We start from the raw sequence: 13,063 nt of genomic DNA on the forward strand, positions 1-13,063 counted from the left end.
ATCCTCCTCCTTATATTATTTAAAACTTATTTCTTCAGCTAAAGTAGCCGAATATATGTGTTTAAATCCACATTCCATTAATTTTTGTTGTAATTGATCAGTATCGTTTTTAGATGCATGAACGAGTAAAGTATATTGGGGCGATATATTTTGAAGCATTTCCTTAACTTCTTCTATACCTTGGTGAACTTTATATGGAATATATTGAGTATTAAGTCCTCGTCCATTTCTTATTTTTTCTGCGAAACTTCCTTTTGCAACGTTCCCTGTAAAAATAATGGTATTACGATTGTCCGTTTTTAATTGTTTGTACAAATTCTTTGCATCATCTGTTTGCATATTTGCATCCCGTATAAGAATGATTTGTGCACAATTATTCTTTTGCAGTGTTATCCTTCCGTTTATTAGGAATATATTTCGTACATCTGTATCTTTTTTTGGAAACACATTTTCTTTTAGCCATTCTGTATATTGTTTCATTTTTTCTAAACCATTTTTTATTTCGCTATCTACGAGTATAGGGATCTCATGATATCGTTTTTGTAAAAGCATTAATAAATCTTGAGCTCTGCCTAATGGAGGAACGGGTAATAAAACTGTACCATTCTTTCTTAATGTTTCGTCTATTTCATCAAATAGCTGGAAAATTCGTTCCTTCTGAGACGTACAATCTGTATGATATCCAGCGTCCAGAATCGCTAATTTTATAGATTTTTTTAAATTCGTAGGTAAATCAGCTCGTAATAAACATGATTCTGGTGTATAGTCTCCAGAATAAAAAACATACGCTCCGTTCATATCCACTAAAAACCACACAGCCCCTAACACATGCCCACTATATCCCCATTGAAAACGTAAGCTAGATGTAACATCAATCCACTCATTTGGGTGACTCATTTGATCAATACATATATAATCTAAATTTTCTATATCATATTGATTATATGGTAAGTCTTCTCCTTTTTCTTTATTGTAGCTTTTCCATTTTTCAAAATATAATGGGATCTGCTGCAGTGTATAACTAGTGATCCAAATTTTTTTCTTATATCCATATTTAGCTAAAAGCGGAAGCCCCATTGTATGATCTTCGTGAATATGGGATATGAAAACTGCTTGTAAAAATGGGATGGGTTCTTTTTCTATTTTGGGATAACAATCTGTACAAGAGCGATGAATGCCACAATCAAACAGAATCGTTTCCGCTTTATTCTCTATAAAGTAGCAGGACCGTCCATATTCTCCAGCTCCTCCCCACACTTTCACTCTCATGAACTTATCCCTTTCTTTTTTTCTTGTAAATATTGAAGAAGTAACAAACAAAGTGTAGTTAGCCCTACTGAAGCGACAGCCATAGCCATGCCTACCGAAACATTACCTTGTTCAAACTGGGCAAAAATAAATGTTGCTGATGTTTCCACAGATGGTGGTACTACAAGAAGTGATGCGACCAATTCTCGTATCGAAATAATAAATGTCATGGCCCACCCAGCAAGAATACCCGGAACAATAAGTGGCATGATAATCTTCCGAAATATATAGAATGGACTTCCAGAAAATATATTTCCAGCATATAGAAGCGAATCATCAATTTGTCCTAATGAAGCTTTCACATATTGCACCGTATATGGCAAAAAGAGTACAACATATGTAACGATAACCATAAACGATGTATTATAAATTGGAAGCGGCATAAATGGTGCGTTCCAAAATAAAATGAGCCCTACAACCATAACAATACTCGGAATTGTATTGGGTAAAATACCGCAAATATCAATAAATTTTTCTGATACTTTCTTTCCCTTTCGAATTATAAGTGCTAAAAACACACCGATAATTGTTGCTATAAATGCTGTTATAAACGAAAAGATGAAACTATTCCATAACGCTTTCATTCCTGGAGATCCATTTGCAAATAATGCTTTATAATGAACTAGGGAGAAATTATCAAAGTGTAAGCCCCCGCCTCTTAATTTGGAGAAAGAGGCAATCAAAATTGAAAAATACGGTATACCGATTGCAATGACGAGTAAACATACAACATATCCCCATGCTAAAATGCGAGAAGTACGAGAAAGAGCGTACGTTTTGGACCTTACTCCTTTCCCGCTTACCATTGAATAGGAATACTTTTGACTTAGCACATTTTGTATGTACCAAATCACCATACAAGCGCTTAATAATAAAGAAGATAAGGCTGTCGCACTTCCGAAATCAATAGGCCAGCTTGATATGAATTTATGAATCTCTGATGTTAATACGTGAAAACCGATCCTTTTCCCAAAGGTTGCTGGTGTTCCAAATTCTGCAATCGTTTTTACAAAAATAAGGAGCGCTCCCATCGCATAACTTGATAACAGTAATGGGAAGACAACCTTCCTTAACCAATATGCAAAATTCCCCCCATGAACAGCAGCAGCTTCCTCTTTACTGCTGCCAATTTGAAGTAACGTATTTTTTAACATAAAGTATAAGAATGGAAATAAGTGCAAACTCATAATGAGAACCATACCACCTAAACTAAAAAAGGAAGCTGACACTGTTTTCAAAGATGGAAAGAACTGCTCAAAGTATCCATTAGGTTGCATAAACAAAATCCAACCCATCGATCCAATATAAGGAGGTGTCATAAATGGAATCATAAAAATAATGTCAAGTTTACGATACTTTCCTATCTCCGTTTTACTCATAATAAACGCAAGTGGCAGTGCAAATAGTGTTGCTCCCATCACAACAAGCACACCAAGAATCATAGAATTCATAAAGACTTCTGCTAATCCACCACTACCAATCACTTCGAATGGTTTCAAAAGATTCCATACACCATCTTCATATACACTAGACAATAAGATAAGGACAATTGGAATGACAATTAACATTGTCACAAGTAGCAACGCGATCGCCATTCCCATTTGTTTAACTGATATCATTCGACTTAACATATACAATCACCATCTTACTGGAACATTTTTTTGAATTTTTTACTGTCCTCTTCTTGTTCTTTTTGGATTGTTTTCCAATCAATTTGGATTGTTGGAATTTCGTCTGCATTTGGTCGTTTCCCAGCTTTCATATCTATTCTACCCGGTAACAAATAAGCATCTGAAACAAGCCTTTGTGCTTCATCAGACAATAAATAATCAATAAATTGCTTAGCAGATTCTACATTTTTAGCATCTTTCATAATCCCAGCTACACGCGGGCTGATAACTGTTCCGCTTTTGGGATATACAATGTCTATTGGTTCACCTTTTTCTTTTGCACTATAAACCATATAATCTACACCAGCTAAGACTATATCCTTTGCACCTGTTATAACTGGGTCTAATGCCTCTTGATTTGCACCTGATACTGTAGCTTTGTTTTTCTTAATTTGTTCAAATAAATTCCAACCAGCTTCTCCATTCTTTTTTACATAACCTGTTACAAAATCGAGCGCTGAACCTGATAAAGTTGGATCTGGGATATTTACTTTTCCTTCCCACTCACTCTTCGTTACGTCAGTCCAATCACCAGGCGCTATTTTTACATTTTTTGTATTATAAACAATACCTAGTGCTGAGGCACTATATCCAAAATAATGTCCATTTTCATCAGACCATTCTGGACGAAGTTGATTTACTTGTTTCGCATCTTTATACGCCATTGTTTGTCCATCCTTTTTTAATCCTTCCATCGCTGGTAAAGATGCTAAAACAACAACATCAACAACTGGCTTCTTCTTTTCTGCTTCTATCCTCGCTAAAATCTTTCCAGTTGTTCCTTGAAACATTTCTACTTTTGTTCCTGTTTTTTTCTCGAATTCTTTTTGAATTTTTTCTGCCAATTCTTTTGGACCTGCGCTATACACAACAATTTTCTTTTCATTGTTCTTCTTGCCTTTTGCATTGGTACTGTTCGTTTTCGTGTTACATCCAGTCATTAAAATGGTAATGAGTAATGTGCATATGACTACAAACTTATGCCAACTGACTTGTTTCATGTGTTTCCCCTCCAATTGTATGAATACGATTTAACGGTACATATAATGACACCGCTTTTCCGATACTTAACTTCGTGTTGTGATAGGCAGTCCATATCCCAAGATGCCCCATGTCTACTTTTACTTCATAATGTCCACCAAGATATGTAACATGTTTGACTTGCCCTGAATATGATTGACATACATCGCTTTTCGTCCAACTAATATGTTCTGGACGAATCATTTGTTTATTCTTTACAAGCCAGTTTGTTTTCCCAACAAACTGAGCAACGAATTCATGAGAAGGTCGTTCATAAATTTCTTCCGGTCTTCCCTTTTGCAGTACTTCCCCCTGTTTCATTACGATAACTTGATTGGACATCGACATCGCTTCCGTCTGATCATGAGTTACATATAATGCCGTTAATCCGATTGATTGTACAATGTCCATGAGCTCCCATCTCATTTCCTCTCGTAAAATTGCATCCAAAGCACTTAGCGGTTCATCGAATAAAATAAAATGGGGTTTTGTCACAATCGCCCTTGCAAAAGCGACCCGTTGTTGTTGTCCACCCGATAACTCATGAGGGTATCTTTTTTCTAATCCTTCTAATCGAACACGTTTAATCGCATCCATCACGTTTTCTTGTAAGCGTTCAGTTTGTTTGGAAGCTCGCAAGCCAAATGCGACATTTTCAAATACTGTCATATGGGGCCATAAAGCAAAATCTTGAAAAACCATACCAATTCTTCGTTTATGAGGAGAGATTTTTACTTTTTGAAAAGAAGAATATACACATTTATCTCCAAAGTAAATTTCTCCTCCATCTGGTTCCTCCAGTCCCGCAATCATTCTGAGCAGTGTTGTCTTACCACATCCTGATGGTCCAAGTAATGTTGTGAATTGACCATGTTTCATTACAATATCAAGTGGTTTCAATACTGGAGTTGTTCCATATGTTTTTTCTAATCCATGAATACAAATATCCATTTCCCAATCCTCCTTTTATTCCACCTTTATGACATTGAAAGTTCAAATAAACAATTTCAATTCTATAAATTACACTTTTTGGAACTTTCTTTCATTCTAGCTAAGAAGGTTATATACAATGTTAATCCTTCGTAAAGATTGAGTTAAAAAAACTATAAACAACTGTTTATTTCTATAGATTTTTTCTATAGTTAAAATAAAAAAGGGGGGGACTGCTTAATGAATCACTTAAAATTAAAAATTATTATACTTGTGAAAAAGTATCAGAAACTAACTATCGTAGCTGATAAACTTGGTGTTAAGCAGCCGACCATTTCATTTCATATAAAAAGTTTAGAAAAGGAATTCGGAGTCCCTTTATTTGAAGTGAGATTAAGTCGATATTTTTTAACAGAAGCAGGTGAAGCATTGTATCATTATGCTTGTAAAATAGATGCGCTTATGAAAGAAGCAAAACGTGTAGTTGCAGAATTTGCGGAGTTTAATAGAGGTTCTCTCACAATTGGAGCAAGCTATGTTCCAGCAACATATGTGCTGCCACAAATTTTTTATCACTTTCATCATGAGTTTCCAAATGTAAACGTATCACTTATCGTAAAACCTGCCCCAGAGATCCGTACATTATTACGGAACCATGAAATTGATATTGGTGTTCTTTCAACCGAACCATTTGAAGAAGATACATTAAAACAAACAGTTATATTAGAAGATGCGCTTGTACTTGCTTTTTCTCCCAATCATGTATTCACAAAAAAATTGAGCATATCACTGCAAGACATTTCGAAAGAACAAATTTTACTTCATCGTCAGTCATCTACAACAAGACGTCTACTCACACAGTGGATGACAGAACATAATATCGTGTTTCAATCTGAAATTGAACTCGATTCACTTGAAACAATGAAACAAATCTTAAAATACGGAAATGGAATTGCATTTATTTCGAAACTGGCCATTGAACAAGAAGTAGAAAGAAATGAACTCTGTTATTTGCCCATTCCCGATTTCGAATTACAACGGCATATTTATGCGATTTATCATGAAGACCGCTGGAATTCAAAATTAGTGACCTACTGGTTAGAAGCACTTACATCTTTTCCAACATAAAAAAATCAACCAAGCATTGTACAATAGCAATGTTTAGTTGATTCTTTCTACTCTTTATATAAGGTGAAACTTATTCAAAATATTGACTAGATTGTTTTTCAACAGCATGAGAGGTCATTGAACGATATGGTTCAATAACCTCTTTTCAGTTTTAACCGATAATCCCATCTACAATGCCATATGTTTTCGCCTCTTCTGCGCTCATAAAGTAATCCCGTTCTGTATCTTTTGCTACTTTCTCAACTGGCTGCCCTGTTTTATTGGCAATAATTTGATTGATATGTTCTTTTAATTTCAAAATCCGTCTTGCTGAAATCTCAATTTCAGTCGCTTGCCCTTGCGTTCCGCCGAGCGGCTGATGAATCATAATTTCACTATTTGGTAAAGCGAAGCGTTTCCCTTCTGCTCCCGATAATAACAATAATGCTCCGAATGAAGCGGCTAAACCAATGCAAATGGTTTGTACATCCGGTTTGATATAATTCATCGTATCTAAAATAGCAAAACCTGCAGAAGTTGAACCTCCGGGACTGTTAATATAAATAGATATATCTTTATTGGCATCTTCTGCTGATAAGAATAATAATTGGGCCACAACACTACTGGCAACTTGATCATTAATCTCTTGCCCAATCATAATAATTCTATCTTTTAGTAACCGAGAATAAATATCATACGAACGTTCGCCAAGTTTCGTTTGTTCTATTACATAAGGAATTACATTCATGAAAAATCCCTCCATTATTTTAGTTTAAGCAGCATAAGAGAAACAGTTGTATGAAGATCTTTTGTGTAATAAAAGTAATGGTTGTTGTTGTGAGATTTTTGAAAATTGCAGTGTTGGTATGAGTTTTACTAATAATTCTGGTCTTTGTTGTTGAATTGATTTTACGAGTATTTCCATATCTTCTTCCATTTCTTTTGAAGTTACAAAACGTTCCTCTTCTTTTATCGTTTTCAGTTTGTTACGTGTTCGAAACAAGGATGCTTTCACTGCTCCTTCTGACATAGATGTAATAGTTGCAATATCAGCTAAGCTATATTCAAACACATCCTTTAATAAAAAAATTACAGTTTGCATTTCATTTAAGCAAGATAGCATCCTTTCGATTAAATCATATAATTCAGCGACGTTTTCATGTGGTTCATAAGACGCTTCTTTATTACCTTCTTTTTCAAATGCTTTTGTCCGCATTTGATCCAGCCATTGATTACGAGCTACTTTGTACAGCAACGTTAAACAAATACTTTGGTTCCATTCTGCATTCATATATTTTTTTAATACTTTACATATCGTTTCTTGCGCCAAATCTTCTCCGTCCCATGTACTTTTTGTTAAAAATGTACAATAACGCTTCAGTTCCGCATAATGTTTAATAATGATAGATCTATTTAATTGTTGCATTTCTACATTAGATTGTGAAATCATCTTTCCTTCCATATTCAAAGTGATCACTCCTTTTAAGCGCGCTTATTTAATAAACGATTCAATAAAGAAAAAAGTTACGGGAGTTATGAATTTTTTATAATACATTTTATTTAGATTGCTACTCTTATGTTTACCTTTGACAGAGCACGGTGATAATTATGTTATTCATATTCTATCGAAGGAGAGTATAAAATGCCAAAAATAACTGTTTCAGGAAAAGGAACTTTTGAAGTGGCGGCAGGAACAAAATTAGTATTGGCACTTGAAGATAATGGCGTGAACATTCTTCATCGCTGTGGTGGAAAAGTAAAATGTACAACTTGCCGTGTGGAAATTTTAGAGGGTGATTTTTGTGAACCTAATAATATTGAAAAATTTGTATGTGCGGAAAAAGGTGTAGAAGATCACTTACGTCTATCATGTCAAGTATACGTAAATACAGATATGACAGTTCGTCCTATTTTAACAGTAGAGACATCAGGGATGGACGCTGGACCAAGACCGGTTGAGTAAACTTATTATTCATGTTGTTGTCGAAACGAAAAACTTATGAAAAATAGCTATAACCCTAAAAGTACCATTAAACATAACGTACTTTCAGAGCTATAGCTTTTTAATTTCATTTCCCTCTTAATTAATCATCGATCCTTTCTTCATACAGTTCTTTTGGAATTTGTTGAATTAAAGGAGAACATGTCCCCGAATAAAAAATCCATAAATCATGTAGGGAGCGAGTACAACCGACATATAACAATTTGGCATCTTGCTTTGTTTGTTGATAATGAGCTGCATCTACATCCATAAGCAGTACTGCGTCGAATTCTAATCCTTTCGCTAAATAAACAGGAACGACTGAAATACCGCCTTCATATTTGCTTTGATTCGCTTCTATTATATTTGTTGAAATACCAGCTTCTATAAGTTTTCCATATATCTCACGGCATTCTTCCTCTGTACGTCCGATAATCGCAATCGTTTTTACATTTTGTTCTTGCATAGTCTTTACAGTCGATAAAATCGATTGCAATTGATCATTTGTTGAGACAACTTTTACACTTTCACCGCTACGAAACACAGGATTAGCAAGTCCTACTGGAATATTTGCTGTTTGAATCACTTCATTTGCAAAATAAATAATCTCTTTTGTTGAGCGATAACTTCTCGTTAATTCGAAGTACTGCGCATTGTGATCAAATACATCTTGAAACTGTTTCCAATCATCAATACCTTGATACTCATGAATAGCTTGTGATAAATCACCTAAAATAGTGAAAGAATTTCCAAGTGTTATTTCCTTTAAAATAGAAAGTTGAAATGGTGAGAAATCTTGCGCTTCATCAATTACAACATGATGAAATTTTTGCCCAATCTTTATACCTTCTAGATAGTGATGGATATAAATGAGCGGTGCTAAATCTTCTAGCGCCACTTCTTTTTTTCGGCAGTTTTTTGCTGTTTCTTTTACAAGCCCGGTTGGCAACACACTGCAAATGTCATCTTGTTTCATTAAATTACTGTAGTAGGATAGTGCAGTCAACTTTGGCCAACTTTTTAAATAACTATTCAGCCTTTGCGTCGCTTGTTTTTTTAGTTGTTTCTTTTTATTTGTATCAGAAACTATCTTGAGTTCCATTTCAATCCAACGCTTCATGCGTGCTACGATTCGCTCTCTTCGTCTTCCAACTGGATATTGTTTATATTCTGTTTCAAACCATTGCTGAATTACCTTTCCTTGTAAAAGCGAACCATCCCAAGGTTCAAAATCTTTCGTTAGTACTATACTTTTCTCATAGTCAGACAGACTTTTCTTTATAAATTGTTGAAACTCGATCGAGCCTTTTAATTTACCAGCCATGATATCATCTTTATTTTTATGAATGGAGAATGCTTGTTGTAGTTGTGTATCCGTATTTTTTGCAAAAACAGTATTCTCTAAAGTATGTAATGCCCAGTCTTGAAACGTAGTTTGATGAATATCCCCAACGCCAAGCTCTGGTAACACACTGGAAATATAATCGAGAAATATACTGTTTGGTGCAAAAACGATCATTTTCTCAGCCTTGAGCTGCTCATGATATTGATAAATTAAAAAAGCAAGACGATGCAAAGCAATCGTTGTTTTTCCACTCCCTGCAACACCTTGAATAATCAGAGGAACATTCTTCTCAGCACGGATAATATCATTTTGTTCTGCTTGGATCGTTGAAACAATATCTTTTAACTTGTTATCTTTATTTTCACCTAAACGATAGAGAAGAAAATCATCTGCTAATGATAGATCCTCATTTCCCCTTACATATGTATCTACAACTCGTTCGAGTGTTTGCTTCCGAATAGCAATGTTTCGTTTTAAATGAACAATTCCTTCAACGATTCCTTCTGGAGAATCATAAAAAGCTGCATCTTCTCCTCCTGTAAATGAATAAAACATACTGGCAACAGGTGCCCGCCAATCAACAACGATCGGTTGCTGCGTTTCTTCATCAGAAGCACCAACTTTACCAATATAAACAGGTGCTGGCTGCGCGTGTCCCTCTTCTTGAAAATCTAATCGTCCAAAATAAGGTTCTTCACTGGCAATGCGAAGTCTTTGACGACTAGATTCTCGCATCGTTTCAAGCACTTGTTCTGTAAAATTTTCCCCATGATAAACCGGAATACTCTCTAACTTCTTCAATTGGTGATTAATTTGTGAAAGCGTATGATTTAATTTCTCTAGCTCTAGCTCATAAATGCCTTTCATTTTTGGAATCCCCTCCCATTCGTTGGAATTTTCAGTCGAAGTTTAATTGTATTAAAAATAAAGCTTATAAGTCAAGGGTTTAGAGGGGATTTTCTAAAAAATTCATATTAACTCCTTAATCCATGCTGATGAAGGAAATTGTTCTTTTAATGATCACCTTACATGCCCATCAACTAAAAAAATAGAAGGTCCCTTAAACGGTAAAAGTAAGCATTCCTCCATCAAAATGGAAACAAAATTTTCGTTATGGAAATGCCTCGAAATATTAGCTTGAATACCTTCCTATAAACTTGATAGTTATGGGATGGCAAGAAAAATTAGCTCTAGCTTTTCAGAAAATGTTTGAACTTAGGTTTTATGTCATTCGATCAGCAGGACCCTATCGTTATCAAGATAATAAAGTGAAACTTTAATCAGTGGGGGTTTTCTTCATCCCCCACTGATTATCAGCCCTCACCAATCGGGCTTTTACGGGCAGTTTATCTCCCGCCTAACTTCTTAAGAAAAGCGGAAGCAGCTCGTTCAGAATCGCAGGACGTTGGAGCCCCTTTTTTGCCTCGTCCGAGGGGGCGAAACGGCCGAAGATTCTAGCCGCTAGAGCTGGACAATGCTTTCGCTGAATTTTGAGGTGGGAGTATTACTGCCCGTTAATGCGGGATAAAACAAAATCCACATTATCCAACACCTTAATCATTTTATGGGACAATTCCTGTCATAATAAATTAAATCTAATAGATACTCACGATATTTGAATACTTAAAAGTTTTAGACGTAAGGAAGAATTATATGATAATATATCTATATAAATTCCTATTTTTTGTATTTATGTTTAATTTTAGGTGTTGTTTGCAAGAATATATAGCATCATTTAGTTAGAAATTAATGTTTTCTCCTTACAGGGTATACACCACACTATTTTATAATAAGAAAAAGTATAAATCTCTAAAATAAATTTACTCATAATTTAAAAATATTGGGGGATTCTTTTATGACTAATAATACGTATGATAATTCAATTTACAAAAAGCACTTTTATAATACTATTTGGTCAATTCCTTTAGTGGTTGTAGCTTTATTTATATTATCCTCTATAGAATTAGAATTATCTAATTTTTTACTAATTACTTTTGTTTCTATTGTTATATTACTTTTTCAATTAGTTTATTTTTACAAGAAGTGGAAATCGGATAGAAACCAGAAAAGATAACGTTAATTTTGATAAATCAATAGGGTAATTGTAATTTTATGTTAAAACGAATGTGGAAATTGAGAAGAAATGTACTTAGATTAATGAGGCAGTTATCTTGAACAAAGGGAGTGAGGAATTGGACGAAAAGAAACTATTAAAATTAGTTTTAGAAATTCAAGAGCTACAAGATTTTGGGAAAGATTTTGAACATAAACTTACTGTATTTGAAAATAGTGTTCCCTATCCATATGCAAAAGAATTATTTTTTGCTGACTACGGTGCAGAATACATTGTAAAAAGAGCTATTAACCATAAAACTATAAAGTTAGGTGAGTTAAATAAAGACGAGTTAGTTACCTTGGTTCAAAAACTTATGGATGGGGAAGGAGAAGAATGGGAGCTGACAATTTGGTTGGACATGGTTGAATCGTCTGTTGTTGACCCTAAAATAAGTGATTATATTTTCTGGAGTGATGAAGAATTAACCGCCAGAGAAATTATAGACAAAGCATTGGCTTATAAACCATTACAATTATAAAGTGTGTTGCTCCAAGTAGAGTTAACTCTCTTTTTTAAGAATGAATTGTGTAAAATCAATATGTTTAGAACTTTGTTTGAATTTGGTCTTTAATTTTAATTAAGCTAAAGGGTACTTTAATTGAATAAGACAATAAAAGACGCTCAGAGTTTTTTTAACTCTGGGCGTTTTCATATGCTAATTATAATGTGATTTTACAGGTCAATTCGGTTTCTAATTTTATTGTGAATTTATCTTCTAAATATAATTTTGTACTTCAAAACTGAACCCGTTACTCTAACCAGGATACGCCTTTTTTTATTCCATTGTGTATATAACATAAACAATTCCTTATCATTAATTACATTTAGAAAGCGCGAATTTAGTTGTAACATTCATTCTCTTCGTAAATGAAGAATTCACTATTGCTTGAAATTGTACAAAAATATTACCGTTTTTTTGTACTTTGAATACGCGTCCATAAGGTGAATTAGCATTGTATGTGCCAATTACTTGGTTGTCTGCATCAAAGACTGTATAAGAAATCGGGAATCTTAAATTTTCAAGGAGCTACGTTATTTTCAGGAGTTTACTAATTCTTTACTCCTGTATGTTCAATAATGCGCTTCATCGCTTGAATTTGTCCTAAGTGATTTGCTTCATGCATTAACGTGAGACCTGCTAATTCTCCAAAGGTTTCAAGTCCCATAAATGGTTTTTCCAGTGTTTCATTTAACCTTTCGGCAGGAATTTGTTGAAGACGAGCTAATTGATCTTTCAACTCTATAATGAGTTTATCCATGGTAGGTACATCATTTTTCCAGTCAGCCGGTTTTGTACCGTTTCCAAATAATTCGATATAATTTGCGGGAAGATGGGTTGTTTTATGCGGAAAGCCAAGCATAAACTGTTCAGCAACCGTTAATACATGGCCAATATGCCATTTGATCGTGTTGTTAAAACCATCTGGCTGCACATTTACTATTTCCTTCGAAAGTGATTCTACGTTTTTAATAAAATAACTTCTTGTCATCTTAAATTGTTTAAATAGTAGTTTATTCATACCTTATTCCCCTTTCAAATTCCTCTCATTCCTTTATATATGAAAAATCATGATACATTAGAATAC

General features: G+C 34.3%; 11 protein-coding genes and 1 pseudogene. 3 read left to right on the forward strand and 9 right to left on the reverse strand.

Annotated elements, in window-relative coordinates; all coding sequences use genetic code 11:
- Nucleotides 1-15: 15 nt before the first annotated feature.
- The 4 genes from BR72_RS08970 to BR72_RS08985 are packed head-to-tail and all read right to left on the reverse strand — an operon-like array spanning nucleotide 16 to nucleotide 4,949.
- Nucleotides 16-1,269: an MBL fold metallo-hydrolase gene (locus BR72_RS08970; RefSeq protein WP_035432153.1), complete on the reverse strand. Its 1,254-nt coding sequence runs from the start codon at nucleotides 1,267-1,269 to the stop codon at nucleotides 16-18.
- Entirely contained in the window at nucleotides 1,266-2,939 is a 1,674-nt protein-coding gene (locus BR72_RS08975; protein ID WP_035432156.1) for an ABC transporter permease, read from the reverse strand. Before BR72_RS08975 ends, BR72_RS08970 begins: the two co-directional genes overlap by 4 nt.
- A gap of 14 nt (nucleotides 2,940-2,953) precedes the next feature.
- Nucleotides 2,954-3,979, reverse strand: coding sequence for an ABC transporter substrate-binding protein (locus BR72_RS08980; RefSeq protein WP_035432158.1), 1,026 nt, complete (start codon nucleotides 3,977-3,979; stop codon nucleotides 2,954-2,956).
- A complete protein-coding gene (locus BR72_RS08985) occupies nucleotides 3,957-4,949 on the reverse strand; it encodes an ABC transporter ATP-binding protein (protein ID WP_035432160.1) in 993 nt (330 codons plus the stop codon). Before BR72_RS08985 ends, BR72_RS08980 begins: the two co-directional genes overlap by 23 nt.
- A 219-nt stretch (nucleotides 4,950-5,168) precedes the next feature.
- On the opposite strand from BR72_RS08985, the gene BR72_RS08990 reads away from it, so the two are divergent.
- Nucleotides 5,169-6,056: a LysR family transcriptional regulator gene (locus BR72_RS08990; protein WP_035432161.1), complete on the forward strand. Its 888-nt coding sequence runs from the start codon at nucleotides 5,169-5,171 to the stop codon at nucleotides 6,054-6,056.
- Nucleotides 6,057-6,207: 151 nt separating this feature from the next.
- Here the strand turns inward: BR72_RS08990 and clpP are convergent, their stop codons facing one another.
- Both clpP and BR72_RS09000 read right to left on the reverse strand, forming a co-directional pair.
- Nucleotides 6,208-6,798 (reverse strand): ATP-dependent Clp endopeptidase proteolytic subunit ClpP, encoded by a 591-nt coding sequence (clpP, locus tag BR72_RS08995; protein WP_081904838.1) that lies wholly within the window; start codon nucleotides 6,796-6,798, stop codon nucleotides 6,208-6,210.
- Nucleotides 6,799-6,807: 9 nt separating this feature from the next.
- On the reverse strand, nucleotides 6,808-7,497 hold the full coding sequence (locus tag BR72_RS09000; RefSeq protein ID WP_035432389.1) for an RNA polymerase subunit sigma-70: 690 nt from the start codon (nucleotides 7,495-7,497) through the stop codon (nucleotides 6,808-6,810).
- A gap of 180 nt (nucleotides 7,498-7,677) precedes the next feature.
- On the opposite strand from BR72_RS09000, the gene BR72_RS09005 reads away from it, so the two are divergent.
- Nucleotides 7,678-7,998, forward strand: coding sequence for a 2Fe-2S iron-sulfur cluster-binding protein (locus tag BR72_RS09005; protein ID WP_035432163.1), 321 nt, complete (start codon nucleotides 7,678-7,680; stop codon nucleotides 7,996-7,998).
- Between the two features lie 121 nt (nucleotides 7,999-8,119).
- Here the strand turns inward: BR72_RS09005 and BR72_RS09010 are convergent, their stop codons facing one another.
- A complete protein-coding gene (locus tag BR72_RS09010) occupies nucleotides 8,120-10,228 on the reverse strand; it encodes a HelD family protein (RefSeq protein ID WP_035432165.1) in 2,109 nt (702 codons plus the stop codon).
- 1,304 nt (nucleotides 10,229-11,532) lie between these two features.
- Here BR72_RS09010 and BR72_RS24940 point away from each other — a divergent pair.
- Nucleotides 11,533-11,955: a hypothetical protein gene (locus tag BR72_RS24940; RefSeq protein WP_051957275.1), complete on the forward strand. Its 423-nt coding sequence runs from the start codon at nucleotides 11,533-11,535 to the stop codon at nucleotides 11,953-11,955.
- 336 nt (nucleotides 11,956-12,291) lie between these two features.
- Here the strand turns inward: BR72_RS24940 and BR72_RS27035 are convergent.
- Nucleotides 12,292-12,501, reverse strand: a pseudogene (locus tag BR72_RS27035) (hypothetical protein); the annotation flags it as partial.
- Between the two features lie 25 nt (nucleotides 12,502-12,526).
- Nucleotides 12,527-12,997 (reverse strand): DinB family protein, encoded by a 471-nt coding sequence (locus BR72_RS09025; RefSeq protein WP_035432168.1) that lies wholly within the window; start codon nucleotides 12,995-12,997, stop codon nucleotides 12,527-12,529.
- Nucleotides 12,998-13,063: the final 66 nt, after the last annotated feature.

Origin of the sequence: Bacillus sp. UNC322MFChir4.1 (assembly GCF_000746135.1) — a bacterium.
Lineage (GTDB): Bacteria > Bacillota > Bacilli > Bacillales > Bacillaceae_G > Bacillus_A.

Bases quoted from the DNA above. Each gene is read 5' to 3' on its own strand.
- BR72_RS08970 (WP_035432153.1), bottom strand. From the start codon at position 1,269: ATGAGAGTGAAAGTGTGGGGAGGAGCTGGAGAATATGGACGGTCCTGC.
- BR72_RS08975 (WP_035432156.1), bottom strand. From the start codon at position 2,939: ATGTTAAGTCGAATGATATCAGTTAAACAAATGGGAATGGCGATCGCG.
- BR72_RS08980 (WP_035432158.1), bottom strand. From the start codon at position 3,979: ATGAAACAAGTCAGTTGGCATAAGTTTGTAGTCATATGCACATTACTC.
- BR72_RS08985 (WP_035432160.1), bottom strand. From the start codon at position 4,949: ATGGATATTTGTATTCATGGATTAGAAAAAACATATGGAACAACTCCA.
- BR72_RS08990 (WP_035432161.1), top strand. From the start codon at position 5,169: ATGAATCACTTAAAATTAAAAATTATTATACTTGTGAAAAAGTATCAG.
- clpP (WP_081904838.1), bottom strand. From the start codon at position 6,798: ATGGAGGGATTTTTCATGAATGTAATTCCTTATGTAATAGAACAAACG.
- BR72_RS09000 (WP_035432389.1), bottom strand. From the start codon at position 7,497: ATGGAAGGAAAGATGATTTCACAATCTAATGTAGAAATGCAACAATTA.
- BR72_RS09005 (WP_035432163.1), top strand. From the start codon at position 7,678: ATGCCAAAAATAACTGTTTCAGGAAAAGGAACTTTTGAAGTGGCGGCA.
- BR72_RS09010 (WP_035432165.1), bottom strand. From the start codon at position 10,228: ATGAAAGGCATTTATGAGCTAGAGCTAGAGAAATTAAATCATACGCTT.
- BR72_RS09025 (WP_035432168.1), bottom strand. From the start codon at position 12,997: ATGAATAAACTACTATTTAAACAATTTAAGATGACAAGAAGTTATTTT.